16 protein-coding genes and 1 pseudogene are annotated in these 17,117 nt (G+C 60.2%); 7 read left to right on the plus strand and 10 right to left on the minus strand.

All coding sequences use genetic code 11. The features are described from left to right. Positions 1-147 precede the first annotated feature (147 nt). A pseudogene (locus P6U31_RS29595) lies at positions 148-937 on the plus strand (phosphocholine cytidylyltransferase family protein). A gap of 209 nt (positions 938-1,146) precedes the next feature. Here the strand turns inward: P6U31_RS29595 and P6U31_RS29600 are convergent. The 3 genes from P6U31_RS29600 to P6U31_RS29610 all read right to left on the minus strand — a co-directional run bounded on the left by P6U31_RS29600 (position 1,147) and on the right by P6U31_RS29610 (position 2,965). Then, a complete protein-coding gene (locus P6U31_RS29600) occupies positions 1,147-1,521 on the minus strand; it encodes a GntR family transcriptional regulator (protein WP_407185255.1) in 375 nt (124 codons plus the stop codon). 12 nt (positions 1,522-1,533) lie between these two features. Beyond that, positions 1,534-2,424 carry an alkaline phosphatase family protein gene (locus P6U31_RS29605; RefSeq protein WP_407185256.1) on the minus strand — a complete coding sequence of 297 codons (891 nt, stop codon included), beginning with the start codon at positions 2,422-2,424 and terminating at the stop codon, positions 1,534-1,536. A gap of 145 nt (positions 2,425-2,569) precedes the next feature. After that, complete coding sequence (locus tag P6U31_RS29610; RefSeq protein WP_407185257.1) at positions 2,570-2,965, minus strand: alkaline phosphatase family protein; 396 nt, start codon at positions 2,963-2,965, stop codon at positions 2,570-2,572. Positions 2,966-3,076: 111 nt separating this feature from the next. Between P6U31_RS29610 and P6U31_RS29615 the strand changes: the two genes are divergently transcribed. After that, positions 3,077-3,445, plus strand: a complete 369-nt coding sequence (locus P6U31_RS29615; RefSeq protein ID WP_407185258.1) for a chorismate-binding protein — start codon at positions 3,077-3,079, stop codon at positions 3,443-3,445. On the opposite strand, the gene P6U31_RS29620 is transcribed toward P6U31_RS29615, so the two are convergent. Next, the gene (locus P6U31_RS29620) at positions 3,365-3,586 is read right to left on the minus strand and encodes a hypothetical protein (protein WP_407190084.1); all 222 of its coding nucleotides are present in this window, start codon (positions 3,584-3,586) and stop codon (positions 3,365-3,367) included. The genes P6U31_RS29615 and P6U31_RS29620 overlap by 81 nt on opposite strands. Before the next feature lie 602 nt (positions 3,587-4,188). Here P6U31_RS29620 and P6U31_RS29625 point away from each other — a divergent pair. Beyond that, a complete protein-coding gene (locus P6U31_RS29625) occupies positions 4,189-4,365 on the plus strand; it encodes a hypothetical protein (RefSeq protein ID WP_407189980.1) in 177 nt (58 codons plus the stop codon). A 900-nt stretch (positions 4,366-5,265) separates the two neighbouring features. Here P6U31_RS29625 and P6U31_RS29630 read toward each other — a convergent pair. The 6 genes from P6U31_RS29630 to dctP all read right to left on the minus strand — a co-directional run bounded on the left by P6U31_RS29630 (position 5,266) and on the right by dctP (position 13,337). Next, complete coding sequence (locus tag P6U31_RS29630) at positions 5,266-6,441, minus strand: M20 aminoacylase family protein (protein ID WP_407185259.1); 1,176 nt, start codon at positions 6,439-6,441, stop codon at positions 5,266-5,268. Positions 6,442-7,656: 1,215 nt separating this feature from the next. Further along, on the minus strand, positions 7,657-9,210 hold the full coding sequence (locus P6U31_RS29635; RefSeq protein WP_407185260.1) for a class I adenylate-forming enzyme family protein: 1,554 nt from the start codon (positions 9,208-9,210) through the stop codon (positions 7,657-7,659). A 20-nt stretch (positions 9,211-9,230) separates the two neighbouring features. Beyond that, positions 9,231-10,397: an acyl-CoA dehydrogenase family protein gene (locus P6U31_RS29640; protein ID WP_407185261.1), complete on the minus strand. Its 1,167-nt coding sequence runs from the start codon at positions 10,395-10,397 to the stop codon at positions 9,231-9,233. Positions 10,398-10,427: 30 nt separating this feature from the next. Next, positions 10,428-11,717, minus strand: a complete 1,290-nt coding sequence (locus tag P6U31_RS29645) for a TRAP transporter large permease (protein WP_407185262.1) — start codon at positions 11,715-11,717, stop codon at positions 10,428-10,430. A gap of 12 nt (positions 11,718-11,729) precedes the next feature. Then, a complete protein-coding gene (locus tag P6U31_RS29650) occupies positions 11,730-12,284 on the minus strand; it encodes a TRAP transporter small permease (protein WP_407185263.1) in 555 nt (184 codons plus the stop codon). A gap of 27 nt (positions 12,285-12,311) precedes the next feature. Then, entirely contained in the window at positions 12,312-13,337 is a 1,026-nt protein-coding gene (dctP, locus tag P6U31_RS29655) for a TRAP transporter substrate-binding protein DctP (protein ID WP_407185264.1), read from the minus strand. Positions 13,338-13,564: 227 nt separating this feature from the next. On the opposite strand from dctP, the gene P6U31_RS29660 reads away from it, so the two are divergent. From P6U31_RS29660 to P6U31_RS29675, 4 genes are read left to right on the plus strand one after another with little or no spacing between them, the layout of a single operon-like run. Next, positions 13,565-14,767, plus strand: a complete 1,203-nt coding sequence (locus tag P6U31_RS29660; RefSeq protein ID WP_407185265.1) for a CaiB/BaiF CoA transferase family protein — start codon at positions 13,565-13,567, stop codon at positions 14,765-14,767. A gap of 46 nt (positions 14,768-14,813) precedes the next feature. Beyond that, the gene (locus P6U31_RS29665; protein ID WP_407185266.1) at positions 14,814-15,266 is read left to right on the plus strand and encodes a MaoC family dehydratase; all 453 of its coding nucleotides are present in this window, start codon (positions 14,814-14,816) and stop codon (positions 15,264-15,266) included. After that, complete coding sequence (locus P6U31_RS29670) at positions 15,266-16,117, plus strand: HpcH/HpaI aldolase/citrate lyase family protein (RefSeq protein ID WP_407185267.1); 852 nt, start codon at positions 15,266-15,268, stop codon at positions 16,115-16,117. The genes P6U31_RS29665 and P6U31_RS29670 overlap by 1 nt, the downstream gene beginning before the upstream one ends. Before the next feature lie 20 nt (positions 16,118-16,137). Further along, a complete protein-coding gene (locus P6U31_RS29675) occupies positions 16,138-16,875 on the plus strand; it encodes an IclR family transcriptional regulator (protein WP_407185268.1) in 738 nt (245 codons plus the stop codon). Positions 16,876-17,117: the final 242 nt, after the last annotated feature.

Below are 17,117 nucleotides of genomic sequence, written 5' to 3' on the forward strand. Positions count from 1 at the left end.
AGGATGCCCTCGCTGATGCCAGCATAGCGGTCGACAACAGATCTTGCGCTTCTCTTTCAAACAGCAGGGTGGGCATGGTTGCGGAGAAGCGAACGGAGGCAATCAGGATGCTTGAGGAGTCATATTCGGGATGAAATGAGCGATAAAATGCCGTTGAATGCTTCCAAGCATGCACTCATTCTTGCCGCGGAAGTGGGATCTCGTCCGCGGCCGCTAACGTATCTTAGCCCGAAGCCCTGATCCCAGTCAACGGCACTCCCGTCCTGAACAACGCGCTACATAACCTTGGGCGTTTCGGCGTGAAAGAGGTGACTATTGTCGTCGGTATCGCAAAGAGGCAATCAAACATGCCTGCGGCAGTCGCTTTGGCAGTGTTTCAATCAGCTACGTCGAGTCCCCTGTTTACGAACGGACTGGGAGCGCCTATTCGCTCTGGCTAGCGCGTGAGGCGCTCCTTGCAGGTGACCATTTCTTTCTTGAGGGCGAGGTCTTCTTCGAGGAAGATGTGTTGCGGGAGCTGATCGTCAGTGAAGCGCCCGACGCGGCTGCTGTCGCTCCCTTCGATGAGCTCATGCAGGGATCAGCAGTCTTGTTGTCTGATCTTGGCTTCATTTCAGAATTTCGTTTGAAACAGACGGCGAAAAACCTCATTGGGAATGGGCCGCCTCTTTACAAGACGATGAATCTGTTGCGCCTGTCCGCCTCTACTCTGCGGGCGGAGGTCGTGCCGACCTTAGACGACATGATCAGGGCCGGCGCAACCAAAGCCTACACCGAGGAGCTTCTTTCCTATCTCGTGGAAATACAGGGTCTGCAGTTTGCTGCCGTGAGGTGCGATCATCTCAGGTGGTACGAAATCGATGATGTGGAAGATCTTCGTGCTGCCGAGCGCATCTTCGCAAAAGCCAATACACCTGGTTCATCCGGCCGGGGCTGAGATTCACGAGGATCACGGGTTACGCGCCCATCCAAGACACTCCCGAGCGCCTCTGCTGCCCGCCGCCTGACAATGCTCAAGGCTCGAAAGCTGAGTGTCGGAACCAAAGCTGCTGGCGATGGCTCAGCGGACGCAAACACACTCTCCAGCGAAGGTGGTCGTCTGACACCAATTAGGGCGGGGTTGACGGCAGTAGTGGGACAAAACGCCTAGCCTTTGGACCCAGATGACGTTGATCTCCTCGCCTTGGCCTTTCCGGATCGAGCCCTTTCAACAGGCAACTGCTCCAGGGAACTTAGCTCCTTGAAGTCGAATCTGAAGCTGATTCTCGGTGCGCAAAGGACATTCTCGCCGAATTTGATTGGAACACGGCCGGTGCAGTCAAGGCTCTCTTTGACGAAGACCGGCGCCGAAGTCCTGCTCAAGGGCCGAATGGCGTAACGTACGGTGTGGCGGTTGACGCCATATTCGAGAGCAAGCTCCACGTCGTTCGGAAGCTTTTCACCTGGCCGAAATCTCCTTGAGGCAACGGCTTCCTCGATATTCGAACAAATTCTCAGCGCTTTCCTTGATACATAGGTCAAATCGTCCGTGGCTCAGGCTTTCAATTGCGCCCGGTCAGCGCCCGGCTGATCGTTCTTCGGTTGAGCCAGCCGGGTTACGGCCGCGGCCCTTAGATAAAGTCGTTGCCGGTAGAGCTCCCGGAAGACAGTTGCCCGGCGCGCTGAAGAGGCAACTGAGACGCTCGCATCTTCAGCATCAGGCTGACCTGAGTCCTGACGATCTTGAAAAGCTTCATCGATGATACGGCCCTGCGCAGTCGACGGTAACGGCAATCCCAAGCCGGAAAGGATTGTGGGTACCAAATCAACGATGCTGGTTGGGGCATCAACCACTCCGCTTTTGAAGGCATTGCCGGCGAGGACGCATAATGAAGATAGCTCCTGCGCCGAAAGCCCTCCGTGCATGCCGACCCCGATTGGATAGGTCCCATCGTAGTATACAGTATCGCGCGAAGCACTCTGGTTGACCATTCCGCAATCGGCGAGAACGAACGACAGGTCTGCACTTCGTGGGTGTTCGGCCATGACAGACGCAAGCGGGAGGGTGCTCGCGATAAGTGGAGAGCCATCAGCAGCCTGACGTGAGAACGCCACGCCAAACCATGGCTGCTCGGAAAGACTGTGATACATCTCTTCCAGAAGATGGCCTTCTCTGTCCCGGGCCCAAATGTTGACGACCCTTTGAGCTGTTATGGCAGCGTCTATGTCGGATGTAAGTTCGTGGCCGACCTTGAATCCCGAGCGCTGCAGGTGGTCCAATACGGAGACCTTTTCTCCTATGATGGCGTGTCCGTGATCGGATGCGGCAATAAGCTGTACGCCTTCCCCCTCTCCTTTGTCGCTCCACCAGGCGAAAATTCGCCCAAACTGTCGATCGACCTCGTGGAGCACCTCACGTGCCGTAGGGTGCTGAAGTCCAAACATGTGGTAGGTAATGTCCGGCTCCGAAACCCAGAGCAGGCGTGCTTCTTCCTTGAGGAACGAGAAGAATAGATCGACAACGCGTGCAATGGTCGCGCGCGCGGGTTCCTCTTTGGGAGGAAGTATCGGAAAATGTGGCGCAATCCGGCTAACGGCCGCGTTGTCTCCGATTTTGATGGGTCATGAACCCAGAACGCCGGCGCACCTGTCTGCCAACTCCCCAGCTCGAAAGTCCAAAAGAGCCCTGCGACTGAGATCCGATCGAGAGCATCGCACGGCCATGAGCCGCCAGGACTTCGCCGATCGTCGTGGCGGTGAGGACGCCACCGCGCTCGCAGCCTAGCGTGAGGAGCGCCGAGAGCGAAGATCCGTCGATCGACCGGCCGTTTGCCAAAAAACCGTTGCCGATGATTCCATGGGCCGAGCTATGTCCGCCCGTGGCCAGCCCGGCCGATGAAACGCGCGTCTCACTGGGAAAAGAAGAAGTATGCCTGGCAAGTCGAAGGCCGGTTTTGGACAGCTCGGCGAGATGTGGCGTGACCACGTCGTCCAGCTGGTCAGGGCGGAGGCCACGAGGCTCTCGACAGCACCACCTATCGCGTGTCTCTGCGGAAAGAGGTTCGGTTCCACGACGGTGAGGAGTTAACGGCCGAGGATGTCGGACAAGGGGACAGGTTCCGATTTGGCCAGTTCGTTGCTCTGGCGACGCGCTCCTGACGAATTCTGCGGCGCGGCAGTCCAATTTCAGCCTTTACGGCTAGATCGCCGCCTACAGCACGTGATCGGCCTCATTTTGGCAGGAGACGCCTTTCAAGCGAACAGCGCGCAGCGTTTGATGCCGACCTCATTTGACCCGATTAGCTTTTGCTGCCGCCTTCGGTCACTCATTCCGGCGCCGTTTGCGGCCCTGTTGTGCTATGGCGAGATCACCATTGCCGCAAGTTCACCGGAACCTCTCCTCAAGATCGACGCACGAAACGTCGAAACACGCCCCATCAAAGGCACGATAGCGCGTTGCAAATGATTCGGCGGAGAATCGCACCGAGCGCAGGGCCTGGTCGCGTCCGAAAATGACCGCTAAGAAAACTGCATGGTTGCCGATCTTTTTCGCAGCGATCTGCCGCAGGTCTGCACTGTGCACTCGATCGAAAATCCAGGTCTGCACCCCGAAATCCAACGCGGAGATGACACGTCTCAATCGTCACCGCTGAACTTTCAGAGAACCAAGACGCCGTCATCATGCTGCTGCGAGCTTGCTCTCCAGGTGGCTAGATCACGGGGGAGCCAAAAGTGCGATCGATAGAGATAATCACGGAAGGCGAGCGAGTAGCTCGACAGATCTATTGCGAGGCAACCTGCTTCATCGGGCATATAGATAGCAACATCGCGATCCGCGGCGGTAACTATTGATGGTGATAAGCCATGTTTCATGCAGGAGGCCGGATAACAGAGATGTCGGATCCGCAAGCTAAGTGCTGAGACGCCCGCGAAGGCACAGCGAGTCTTTGAAAATTGGTGTCGGAGTACCTAGTCTGCTGTGATCCTCATTATCGACAACTGCGACTCTTTAGTCTTCAACATCGGTCGGTATTTTCAGAGGCTAGGCGAACCAACCGAGGTTGTCAGGAGCGATGCGATCAGCGTTGCCGACTTGATGAACCTTAATCCTCGCGCGATCGTTCTTCTCTCCTGCGCCTGCACTCCAAGCAGGCCGGAGCATCTACGGCCGTTATCGGCGAGCTTTCCAGGCGCATCGCGATTCTTGGGATTTGCCTCGGGCTTCAATGGTTTGGAAGCGTTTTCGGCGAACGAGTGACGCGCCCCCATGCACGAGCGTTTTCGCGTCGGCAAAGAAACGACGCGGCACCCAGCCGAGGTCATGGCTGGCCGAACAAAAGGATGGCGGCCCACTTGAAGGGGAGATCCGCCTCCTCAATGCCTTAATGGCGACAACATCGCATTCATCGTGCGCCTTTAAGGGCTTGGTCAGCAGCCTGATAGTGCGGCGGAAGTACAAGCGCTTGTCGTCGTGCCATGCTCGACGCCTCGACCATCTATGAGACGCTCAATAACCGCTGCTGAAAGCCTGGCTCGGGGAGTACCGCCGAACCCAAATGATTGAAGGCACGGATATTCGCCGCCCGCACTCCCGGAGGTCGCTATGAAGCACTTTGCCGCTTCGTTCGACGCGGCATGACTTTGGCCTGCCAAGCGGCAGCGGGATTGCGGCCGGACGTCGGCGCTTCTAAACAAACTGTACCTCCTGCAATGCGACCGTGTGGTTGTGAGGTGCAGGGAACACAGCGGTAGATGCGCCGAGCTGAACGGGATCCGCTAGTCGAGTCCTTTGCCCAAAATGATACGCGACTGTCAACTCTGAATACTTGCTAGATTGCCTCGCATTGCTGCCTCCAATCCGCGGGGTATTCTGCGCGCTGCGCTCCAACACCAATTGATAAGTCAACCCGATGTTTGGGCTGAGCTCATCGGGGCCTCCCCGTAAACGGCACGGTTTTGGTGTATTCCGGCCTCGGACCTCTGGGTGAGATCTAAGCAAATAGCAAACGATTGCGCGGATCCAACTTCCAGCAACTTGCAGCAATGCCACTCTCACATTTCTCGCTATCCGCTGAATCGGCCGGCCAAAGAACGATCATTGTTTATGTCGACTAACGAGCCTGGTCGTTCGTAACGGGCTTTCCGAATCGCCCAGTTCCACGAGCGCTGTTCACCGCGCGTCTTCGCTGGCGAAGCGACAAGCGGGCGTGAAATTATGTTAATCTTAGAGGGGCACGCCGGTCGCCCGGCCCGCGGATGATCTCATGTTCAGTTTTGCGAGGACCATCACGGAGCCAGCACCATTTCAATGAGGTTCACCCAATAGCCGATACCATATCGCAGTGCTTCGTCATTAAAATCATATGCCGGATGGTGCGGAAAGGCGGTAGGTCCGTTCCCAATGAAAATGTATGCTCCTGGGCGAGCCTCAAGCATGTACGCGAAATCCTCCCCACCCATTCTGAAGGGCAGTTTGTCGTCTACAGATGCAGGCCCAACGAGACCACGCGCCGCCTTGACAGCCAAATCGGTCTCCTTCGCGTGGTTCACGGTGACAGGAAGGTATCGACGGTATTTGAATTCCACATCTGCGCCGAATGCTCGCGCAATGCCTTCCGCTGTTACTTGCATCTGCCGTTCGGCGAAATCCCTCAAATTGGGTACAAACGTCCTGACGGTCCCTCCCAACGTAACCTTGTCAGGGATGACGTTGTAAGCTTGGGCCGCCTCAAATCTAGTAACAGAAATTACGAGCGACTCGATCGGATTCGTGTTGCGTGAAACCAAAGTTTGCAGGCCAACGACAATTTGTGCTGCGATAACAACTGGATCGACCGTGTTGTGAGGCTTGCCCGCATGGCCGCCCTTACCGTGGATGATAATTGCGAAATCGTCCTGTGCGGCCATCATCGGCCCAGTGCAAATACCGAAAGTGCCGATTTCCATTCCCGGGTCGTTGTGCATCCCAAAAACCTGGGAAATGCGGAAGCGGTCCATGATTCCGGCTTCGACCATCTTCTGACCGCCCAGTTTATCACCCCCACCATCTTCTTCTGCCGGCTGGAAGATCAAAGCGACGGTTCCCCTGAAATTGCGTGTACTCGCGAGATATTTCGCAGCCCCCAGCAACATGGTTGTATGTCCATCATGACCGCACGCATGCATTCTGCCGGGTATCTTCGACGACCAAGCCTTGTTTGGTGCTTCCGTAAGTGGCAACGCGTCCATATCAGCTCGCAACCCGATCGTCGGGCCGTGTCCGTGCGTGCCATGAATCAGAGCGATGATGCCGGTTTCAGCAATTCCGGTTTCGATGTGTTCGATGCCAAAAGAAGCCAGCTTCTCGACCACGAACCTCGCCGTGTTGCTTAATCGATAATCGAGCTCTGGATTTTCGTGGAGATAGTGACGCCACTCAGTCGCCTCAACCTGCAGGTCCCGGAAAGTTTCAACACTGTGCATGCCTTTAGCCCTACCGTAAGTCGTGCGCAACATAGCGGGCTGGAAAGCGGCGACGTCATTTGCCGTAACCCCACCCTTCCTACCTCTATCGATCTAGTGTGCCGAGGCACAAGTTCGCAATCCTAGATTGCGCAGTATATTCGCGTCGCTCTGCAAGGATCGAGCCAAACAGCGACGAAGCCTCCAATGACGGCCCGGCAACTTGGCCCCTTGAGCGATAATGATAGCCGCTGCCTTCGGCATGTCGCGGGGGCTCTAATCGGCAGAGTTCATAGTGCAAGGTCTCAACACCACGGCTCCGCTGCGGGCAACGTCAATCGTGCTTGGCGCACCGAAGCGTGGCTATCGTGCAGCCCGGGCAGGCGACGCTGAGACGTAGAGGCTACGACATCGCGCACTTTGGCCTCCAAGTTCGTATCGCTCGAGAGCCGGAGCACGCCATCGTTCTGTGTGTGGTTGAGAAGTCTCAGATCCAGGCGCTGGACCGCAGCCAGCCGATTCCGCCAATGCATCTCGGCCAGGCGGCCCGAAGCAGTTATGACTGCATGAGCATGGCACCACACTCCTGTTCGCTGGCTCGACATTGCGACCGGATGGGTCATTGGCAAGTGCTACGGGCGCCGGCGCACCGCCGAGTCCGCAAGTTCCTTGACGACATTGTCGTACCGCGCGAACTCGGCGTCCATCTCATCATGGACAATTGCGTCACGCACAAGACGCCATCGATCTGGAGATGGCTTGCTAAAAGGCGCGTTGGCATGTGCACCTGATCCAAGTCCGTAATGGCTCAACCAAGTCGAGCGCTTCTTCGTTCTCACAGGTAAGCTTACCCCAGGGCGGGCATCGGCACGTTCATCGAGAGGACACAACGCCCATCCCAAACCGTCACCAAACCCGCCGATGACATCCTTGCTTCCATCGACCGATTCTGCCGTTACAATGCCCCGGCAAAACACGCCCCGGTGTTGCGAACTTCTGGTTGAGGACACCGTCGCGCATTGCCGATCACAGCTCAGGAACAATAGGACCCAATCAGACAACGTCTCCCAGAAGAACGTCTCTACCATCAAGCAGGAGGGCGGCAAGTGCGCCGCGGCAGGACCTGCGCCTCGCTCAGCGTGACAGGCTCCACGGTCGCCTGCGCACACACCACGAGGTCGCCGCTTGGAACACGGCCGGCAATTCGATCGATGTGGGATCCTCCGGCATGTTCAGCTAGTCCATCGGCGCAAGGCGTGCGGAGGACTCGGTCAGGAGCGCGCGCAGCTCTGTCTTCACGATTTTGCCGTAGCTGTTCTTTGGCAACTCGCCGGTGACGTAATAGTGCTTCGGCCGCTTGAAGCGCGCGATCGACGCGTTGCAAAGTTGATCGAGGTCGCGCCGCGTCACGTCCCGCCCCGTAACGGGAACGACGATCGCCACAACCTCTTCGCCCCATTCTGGATGCGACCGGCCGATCACGGAGACTTCGGCAACGGCTTCGTGCAGCAGCAATACCTCTTCGACCTCGCGTGGATAGATGTTGGTTCCGCCGGAGATGATGACGTCCTTGGAGCGGTCCTTCAGCGAGAGGAATCCGTCCGAGTCGAACGCACCCATGTCGCCGGTGTAGAGCCAGCCGTCGCGCAAGGTATTGGCGGTCGCCTCTGTATTCTGCCAGTAGCCGGACATCACGGTATCTCCGCGCACGATGATCTCGCCGATCTCGCCCGCCGCGACGTCGCGTCCCAACTCGTCCACGGTGCGGACCTGAACGACACTTTGCGCAATGCCTACCGAGGCGAGGCGCTGCTCATAGCGGGGATGCCCACTATCGGCATGCATGGATTTCGGCAGGTAGGCGATGGTCATAGGCGTCTCCCCCTGACCATAGATCTGAGCCAGCTTCGGCCCGAACATAGAAAGCGCTGCCTTGCAATCGGCGACGTACATCGGGCCGCCGCCATAGATGATGGTCTTCAACCCGGGCGCGACGGCGCTCGCCGCATCCGCCGCGACCGTCAGGCGTCGCACCATCGTGGGCGCAGCGAAGAAGGAGATGTTCTCGCGCTTCGCCGTCAGCTCCAAAACTTCGTTGGGCTCGAAGCGGCCGCTCTCCGGGATGATCTGTGCGCCCATGGCTAGCACGTGCGGAACCATGTAGAGGCCAGAGCCGTGCGACATCGGTGCGGCGTGCAGCAGCGCCTCACCTGATATGATCGGGTTAATCTCGGCCAGATAGTTCAGCGACATCGCAAGCAGATTGCGATGGCTCAGCACCGCGCCCTTGGGCCGGCCAGTGGTGCCGCTGGTGTAGAAGATCCAGGCAGGATCGCTTATGGCGACATCGGCGAGAGCGATGCCATCCGCATTCTCCAGAGCTCGATGCTCGGCCGAGCCGATCTCGACGATCCGCGCCTTGGTCGTGGCGAGCACCAGAGCTTCCGAAGCGACGCTCGCCATGTCCTCGGTCACGAAAATGACGGCAGCGCCGGAGTTGTCGAGAATAAACGCGACCTCGCGCGGATGCAGTTTTACGTTAATGGGAACTGCGACGAGGCCGGCGTGCCAGCAGGCATAGAGGCAGGCGACGTAATCAGGCACGTTCTTCATCAGCAGCGCGACACGGCCGCCTCTGGCGAGACCTAGGCGCCGCTGCAGCGACGCAGCCAGCGACGCCACGTTCGCAGCGAGCCGCCCGTAGTCGGCAACCGGCGTAAGCCCCTTGAGCAAGGCCGGCGCGGATGCATCTGCCTTGGCGGCACGCAGGAGGTGGTGAGCGAGATTCATGACTATCCTCCGCGTCCAGCCTAGTACGACTTTGCGAGCCCGAGCACCTTTTCCGCGATGAAGCTGAGAGCGAGCTGCGGGCTCACCGGCGCGATACGAGGGATCAGGATCTCGCGCAAATAACGCTCGACGTGAAACTCCTTGGCGTAGCCGAAGCCGCCATGCGTCATCACCGCCTGCTCGCAAGCGTGATACCCTGCTTCGCCAGCGAAATATTTTGCGGCGTTCGCGCCTGGCCCGCAGGGCAAGCCCTTGTCATATTGCCAGGCCGCCTGCATCACCATCAGCCAGGCTGCCTCGAGCTCGACCCAGTTCACCGCAAGCGGATGCTGGATGCCTTGATTCTTGCCGATCGGCCGGTTGAACACGACGCGCGTCTTGGCGTATTCGCTCGCGCGCGACAGCGCGACCTTGCCGAGGCCAACAGCTTCCGCCGCGATCAGGATGCGCTCGGGGTTCATGCCTTCGAGGATGTACTGGAAGCCCTTACCTTCCTCGCCGATCCGATCCTCCATCGGGATCTCAAAATCCTCGAAGAACAGCTCGTTGGAATCGACGATCTTGCGGCCCATCTTCTCGATCTCGTGGACCTTGATCTTCTTGCGGTCGAAGTCCGTGTAGAACAGGCTGAGGCCGTGGGTCGGCGAGCGCACCTCTTCCAGCGGCGTGGTGCGCGCCAGCAGCAGAATCTTGTGCGCGACCTGCGCGGTCGAGATCCAGACCTTCTGGCCGTTGACGATGTAGCGGTCGTTCTTGGCGACCGCGCGGGTCTTGAGCTGAGTGGTGTTGAGGCCGGTGTTGGGCTCGGTGACGGCGAAGCACGCCTTCTCGCGTCCCTCGACCATCGGCGGCAACATGCGCTTGCGCTGCTCCTCGGTGCCGAACACCACGACGGGGTTGAGGCCAAACACGTTGATGTGCACCGCGGACGCGCCGGACATGCCGGCACCGGATTCCGCGATCGCGCGCATCATGATGGCCGCTTCGGTAATGCCGAGCCCGGAGCCGCCATACTCTTCCGGCACGCAGATGCCGAGCCAGCCGGCATCGGCCAGCGCCTTGTGGAAGTCATGCGGGAAGCCGCCGTCGTGGTCCTTCTTCAGCCAATAGGCATCGGGAAAGCCTTCGCAGATCTTTGCGATGGCATCGCGAATGGCTTCCTGCTGATCGGTGAGCGCGAAATCCATAATGGTCTCCTTTTGGAGGCTCGTTAAACTTTAGCGCCCCATCTGCGAGGGCAGCCAGAGGATGATAGATGGAAACGCCACCAGAATCGCGATCGCAATCAGGTGCGCAATGAAGTGCGGGAATGTGCCGTGGAATACCTCCGCCACCGGCCGCTTGGCGTAGCGGGCGACGATGAAGCAGTTCAGCCCGACCGGCGGGGTGATCATGCCGACTTCGGCGGTGACGATCTTGATGACACCGAACCAGATCGGATCGAAGCCGAGCGTCTTGATCAGCGGCAGCACGATCGGCACCGTCAGCACCAGGATCGCGATCTGGTCCATGAACGAGCCAAGCACGATATAGCCGCACAAAATCAATGTAATGATCACCCAGCGCGAGGTCGGTAGCGAGCCGATCCAGGCGACGAGATCCTGCGTCACATGGGTGAGCGTGAAGAAGTAGCCGAAGATCGAGGCACCGACGAGGATCATGATGATCATGCAGGTGCCGTGGCAGGCGCGCAGCAACGTCTTGTAGAGCGAGGTCGGCGTGATCTTGCCCTTGACGATCGCGAGCAGGAAGGCACCGAACGCACCGAAGGCGGAGGCCTCGGTCGGTGTCGCGACGCCGAGATAGATCGTGCCTGTGACGATCGAGAACAGCACCACCATCGGCGAGACTTGCCACAGCAGCGCGAACTTTTCGCGCCACGACACTGACTTCGCTGCAGGTGCGCGCGACGGATCCTGCCAGACCAGGAAATAGATCGTGGCCATGATGGTGATGGTGACGAGGATCGCCGGGATGATGCCAGAGATCAGCAGCTTGCCGATATTCACTTCCGCCAGCAGGCCGAAAATCACGAGCGCAACGCTGGTCGGCAGCAGCATCGACAGCGTGCCTGAGATCGCAACCACACCGGCGGCCATCTTCGGTTCGTAGCCCTGGCGGATCATCGCCGGCAGGCTGGTCGAGGACAGCGTCGCAGCCGACGCGGTCGAGGTGCCGCAGATCGCGCCGAAGCCAGCACCGGCGAGCGCTGTCGCCATGCCGAGCCCGCCGGGAACGCGGCCGACCCAGGCCGAGGCCGTCTCGAATAGATCGTCCGCAACGCCCGACAGCAGCACGAGGTCCGCCATCAGCAGAAACATCGGAATGGTGATGAGCTCGTAGGACGAGACGGTCGAGAGCGGCGCGGTCTCCAGGATGCCCGAGAGCGTCGGGAAGCCGCCGACCATCACAAGGCCGACCGAGCCGGAAAAAGCCATGGCGAAACCGACGGGCGTGCCGAGCGCCAGCAGGCCGAACAGCAGAGCAAGAACGATGAGGGGTGTCATGGATGCCTCCCGTTACTCAAAGCCGCGCGCTTCGCCGACACCGGTCACCGGCGGCAGCGGATAGAGATCACGTCCGCTGACGAGGCTCAGCAAATTGCCGATCAGCTGAAGCGCCAGCCGCAGCACCAGCACGCCGCAGCCGAACGGTACCAGCGCGGCCGAGATCCAGGTCGGCCAGGGGATGGCACCGGAGAGCACGTCATGCTGCTCGTAATTCTCCAGCGCACGCGCGAAGCCGACCTTGCAGATCAGGACGAAGACGAACAGGCCGGCGAGCGCGGTGACGATCTCGGACAACCGCCGCCCCGTCAGCGAGAAGCGCGACAAGAGAATGTCGACGCCGACATGGACATGCTCGCGCAAGGCATCCGACAGCGTGAAGAAGAACACGCCGGCGAGCAGATAGAGCCCGATCAGGTCATAGGTGAAGGAAAACGGGCTGTTCAGCACATAGCGCATGAACACGTCGGTCACGACCAGCAGCATGATCACGAACATGAACAGCACTGCGATCACAGTCAGCGCGCGCTCCAGCGCGCCGAGCACCTGCCCTGCCCGTTCGATCACGTCGCGTCTCCCTTTTCGTTTCGCGGATTACTTGCTGCCGGCGGCGAGCAAATCCTCGAACTCCTTCAGCGCAGCCGAGGCCTGCTTGCCGCGGCTGTCGAGACCGGCCGCCCATTCATGGCCGACCCCCTTGAGCTTGTCCTTCATTTCGGCACGCGTGGCTTCCGGAAGCGGATCGAAGGTGACGCCTTCATCCTGCATCTGCTTCTTGGTGACCGCACCTTCCTTGTCGACGTCGGCGCAAGCCTTGGGCGTGATCGCCTCGGAGGCCTCGTTCATCGCCGTCTTCACGTCGTCGGGCAACTTGTCCCAAACTGACTGGTTGATGGAATAGGCAACGATGAAGCTGCCAAAGCTGACGCCTTCGGTCGCGTGCTTGACCAGCTTGTCGAGGCCATAGGCCACGACGCTGTCGAGCGGGAACAGCAGGCCATCCATCGCGCCGCGCGAGAGCGACTCATAAGCATCGGGCGCGGCCATACGCACCGGCACGGCATTGAGCGCGCGCAGCGTGAGGTCCTGCGCGCCGCCGGTGGTGCGCAGCTTCAGGCCCTGCATGTCCTTTGTGGTCTCGACCTTCGACTTGACGGTCCACACCTGGTAGGGCGGCAGCACCACGGCCAGCAGCAGCTTGATCTTGTTCGGTGCGTATTCCTGCTTGGCCAGCACGCCTTCGCGCGCAGTCTTCCAGTAGGCGAGCGTGCCCTGGCAGCTGGTCGCAAACGCACCCGGCAGTTGCGCCACTTCCGACAGCGGCATCTTGTCGGACACATAGGACGGTCCGATGTAGCCGATATCGACCACGCCCGACTGTGTCAGGCGCAGCATGTCCGCCGCCTTGCCGATCTGCTGGTTCGGATAATAGGTGAAGGTCACCGCGCCGTTGGTGCGCTTGGTGACGTCGTCCATCCAGGGCTTGAGCATCAGGCGGACGAGATAATGTCCGGCGGGAAAGCTATCAGCGACCTTCAGCTCGAGTGCCTGCGCCGACATTGTCGACACCGGCAACGACAGCGCGAGCGCGGCTGCAGCCCACACGAAGTTCTTCTTCATTTCGTTCTCCCTGACGCGTCCCGCGCCGAAGGCGACAGCCGCTCGCTGCCAAGCCATTCGGCCCTCGCTCCATTTCTTACTTGAGGAAAATGTACATATATGTGAATTTATCTGTCAAGTACATGAACTATGCATGGCGCCATGCACTTCGAGCCGGACGGGACGAATTGACACCGACAATCTCTGAATTCTAATTCCACCTATATGAATTTATCCCACGAGGCTCCATGGGACCGCTCGCCGGCTTCACCATTCTCGATCTGACCTCGGTGCTGATGGGCCCCTACGGCACGCAGGTGCTGGCGGACATGGGCGCTGACGTCATCAAGGTCGAAAGCCCCGAGGGCGACATCGTTCGCCAGATCGGTCCCGGCCGTACACCGGGCATGGGCGGGATGTTTCACAACGCCAATCGCGGCAAGCGCAGCATCGTGCTCGACCTCAAGAAGCCCGAAGCGCGCGACACGCTGCTGCGGCTGGCGAAGAGCGCCAACGCGCTCGTCTACAATGTGCGCCCCCAGGCGATGGCGCGGCTCGGCCTCGACTACGAGACGCTGGCTGCAATCAATCCCTCTCTCGTCTATGTCGGCGCGTTCGGCTACGGCCAGTCCGGCCCCTACGCCGCCAAGCCCGCCTACGACGATCTGATCCAGGGCGCCACCACGATCCCCACGCTGTTGGCTGCCGCCGGCGACGGCACGCCGCGCTACGTGCCCGTCACCATCGCCGACCGCATCGTCGGTCTGATGATGGTCAACGCCATCATGGGCGGGCTGATGCATCAGAGCCGCACCGGCCAGGGCCAGCGTATCGACGTGCCGATGTTCGAATCCATGACGGAGTTCGTGCTGGTCGATCATCTCGGCGGTCTCACCTACGATCCCCCGCTCGACCATGGCGGCTACGCCCGCCTGCTTTCGCGCTATCGCCGGCCCTACAAGACCAGCGACGGCTATCTCTGCGTGCTCATCTACAACGACAAGCACTGGCGCAGCTTCTTCGAGGCGATCGGGCAGCCGCACTTCCTCGAGCAGCCGCGCTTTGCAAACCACGCCGCGCGCACCAAGCATATCGACGAGATCTACGAGGAGATCGGCCACATCTTCGCGACGCGCACCTCGGCGGAATGGCGTGAGCTACTGGAACGCGCCGACATTCCGGTGATGCCGATGCACACGCTGGAGACAATCCTCGAGGATCCGCATCTGCAGGCGATCGACTTCTTCAAAACGGTGGATCACCCCGTGGAAGGCCGCATCCGCCAGATGCGCGTACCCTCGACCTGGAGCGTGACTCAGCCGGAGCCGGCAGGCCCGGCGCCGACACTCGGCCAGCATGGCCACGACATTCTGCGCGAGGCCGGTTTCTCGGCCGACGAAATCAAGCAGCTCGCAGAGAAAAAGGCAGTTAACCTGGCGGCGCCGCCTTAAGCGGCAGGCGCTGGCCAGATCGCAAGACAACAGGGAGGAAACCGCGATGGCCGGACTTTATTTCGAGGACTTTTCCGTAGGCCAGGAGTTCCGGCATCCGCTGACCCGGACCGTCACGGAAATGGACAACACCATGTTCAGCCTGCTGACGCTCAATCCGCAGCCGCTGCACATCGACGCGCATTTCGCGGAAAAGACCGAGTTCGGCCAGCGCATTTTCAACAGCCTTTACACCCTCGGCATCATGATCGGCATGACGGTCTATGATACGACCATGGGCACAACCGTTGCCAATCTCGGCATGACCGACGTGACCTTCCCAAAGCCGGTCTTCCATGGCGACACCTTGCGGGCGACGACGAAGGTGCTTTCGTTGAGGGAATCCAAATCGCGCCCGAAGGCGGGCATCGTCGAGTTCGAGCATCATGCCTTGAACCAGAGTGACGAGATCGTCGGCAAATGCCGCCGCATGGCGATGATGCACAAGAGGCCGGTCTGATGCGTTCCATGCTGTTCGTACCAGGGGATTGCCCGCGCAAATTCGAGAAGGCGAGCGAAGGCAAGGCCGACGCGCTGATCATTGATCTCGAAGATTCCGTCGTCACCGACAAGAAGCCGGAGGCGCGTACCCTGACGCTGGCGATGCTGAAGAGCCGCCCTGGCCCGCACCAGCTCTATGTCCGCGTCAACGCACTCGACACCGGCATGACGCTGACCGATCTTGCCGCAGTGATGCCGGGAAAGCCTGACGGCATCGTGCTGCCGAAATCGCAAGGTGGCGACGATGTGCGGCTGGTCGCGACATGGCTCGAAGCGTTGGAAGCGGCCGCCGGCATTGCGGTCGGCGCTACCCGCATCGTCTGCGTCGCAACTGAAACTGCCAGCTCGATCTTCGGCCTCGGCAGTTACAAGGGCTGCTCCCCTCGCCTCGCAGGCTTGATGTGGGGCGCGGAGGACCTTTCGGCCTCGCTCGGCGCCACCGAAAAGGCGTCAGGCGGCGTGTTCCATAGCCCCTATCGCCTCGCGCGCGATCTCTGCCTGATGGCGGCGGCCGGAGCCGAGGTCGCACCGATCGACACCGTTTATACCGATATCGACAATCTCGCCGGCCTCGAGCAGGAAACGCGCGCAGCGCGCCGTGACGGGTTTTCGGCGAAGGCGCTGATTCATCCCAAGCACGTCGACGTCGTCAACGCGGCGTTCGATCCGACCGACGCCGAACGCATCTGGGCGGAGAAGGTGATTGCAGCATTCGCGAGCAATCCGAACTCCGGCACGCTGCGCCTCGACGGCCAGATGATCGACAAGCCGCATCTTCGCGCCGCGAAGAAGATCCTCGGCCAGAGCTAGAGCAGGACGCAAAGCCCACCATGATCGTTCGCCAAGCCGCCAACGTCCTGGAGATCATGGAATTCTTCGCGCAAACGAGGAAGCCGGCGACGCTTGCCGAGATCGCTGATCATTTCAGCTGGCCGCGCTCGTCGACGTTCAACCTGCTCGCGACGCTGTCGGAGAAGGGCTATCTCTACGAACCACGTCCCCGCGCCGGCTTCTATCCGACGCCGCGGTGGCTGGCGATGGCGCGAATGATCTCCGAGGACGAGCCGCTGCCGCAATGGACGCATCAGCTGATTGCCGACCTCTCCGTCGAGACCGGCGAGACGGCGTCGATCGTGGCGCCGGCGGGCGTGATGGCCGTGTTCATCGACGTCGTCGAATCCAAGGCCGCCATCCGCTATTTCGCCACCATCGGCCACCGCGTGCCGATCCACGCCACCGCAAGCGGCCGCGCGCTGCTGCTGCAATATTCGCCGGACGAGCGCGACTCCGTCTATCGCAAGATCGAGTTCAAGCAATACGGCCCCTCGACGCCGATCAGCATCGAGGCGGTCGAGGCCGAGCTGCGCAATTCGATCGAACGTGGCTACTGCCAGAGCTTTGCCGATTACAGCCGCGACCTTGCGGGAGCGGCTATCCCGCTGCCGATCGGCGACCGCAGGCTCTCGGTTGTTGTCGCGGGACCGGAGTTTCGCATCGGCCCCAGGATCGCAGAGGTCGCGGCACTGATTGCGCGGATGGTCGTTCGGTTGCGGCCGGGGGCGGGATAGCGCGCTCCACCTCACTGCCCTCTCAATATCGTCATGGCAGGCGTAGCGTACCGAAAATACTGCGTTGCTTCCGCTACGCATGTCCGGGCCATTCAAGCGCCTCCAACACGGTCTAACGGAACAGCCAATCATTACGCCAGCGACCGCGCCGATCGGGCGCGTCACAACGGCGCAGGACCCAAATCCAAAGGCGGCAGCGCCAGCGTGCTCCTGTGCAACGCGCTTGCAGCCGCGCTTAGCCC

The sequence above is a fragment of the Bradyrhizobium centrosematis genome (assembly GCF_045571495.1).
Classification (GTDB): Bacteria; Pseudomonadota; Alphaproteobacteria; order Rhizobiales; family Xanthobacteraceae; genus Bradyrhizobium; species Bradyrhizobium centrosematis.

Bases quoted from the DNA above. Each gene is read 5' to 3' on its own strand.
- P6U31_RS29660 (WP_407185265.1), top strand. From the start codon at position 13,565: ATGGGACCGCTCGCCGGCTTCACCATTCTCGATCTGACCTCGGTGCTG.
- P6U31_RS29605 (WP_407185256.1), bottom strand. From the start codon at position 2,424: ATGTTTGGACTTCAGCACCCTACGGCACGTGAGGTGCTCCACGAGGTC.
- P6U31_RS29665 (WP_407185266.1), top strand. From the start codon at position 14,814: ATGGCCGGACTTTATTTCGAGGACTTTTCCGTAGGCCAGGAGTTCCGG.
- P6U31_RS29675 (WP_407185268.1), top strand. From the start codon at position 16,138: ATGATCGTTCGCCAAGCCGCCAACGTCCTGGAGATCATGGAATTCTTC.
- P6U31_RS29615 (WP_407185258.1), top strand. From the start codon at position 3,077: ATGTCGGACAAGGGGACAGGTTCCGATTTGGCCAGTTCGTTGCTCTGG.
- P6U31_RS29645 (WP_407185262.1), bottom strand. From the start codon at position 11,717: ATGACACCCCTCATCGTTCTTGCTCTGCTGTTCGGCCTGCTGGCGCTC.
- P6U31_RS29670 (WP_407185267.1), top strand. From the start codon at position 15,266: ATGCGTTCCATGCTGTTCGTACCAGGGGATTGCCCGCGCAAATTCGAG.
- P6U31_RS29630 (WP_407185259.1), bottom strand. From the start codon at position 6,441: ATGCACAGTGTTGAAACTTTCCGGGACCTGCAGGTTGAGGCGACTGAG.
- dctP (WP_407185264.1), bottom strand. From the start codon at position 13,337: ATGAAGAAGAACTTCGTGTGGGCTGCAGCCGCGCTCGCGCTGTCGTTG.
- P6U31_RS29635 (WP_407185260.1), bottom strand. From the start codon at position 9,210: ATGAATCTCGCTCACCACCTCCTGCGTGCCGCCAAGGCAGATGCATCC.
- P6U31_RS29640 (WP_407185261.1), bottom strand. From the start codon at position 10,397: ATGGATTTCGCGCTCACCGATCAGCAGGAAGCCATTCGCGATGCCATC.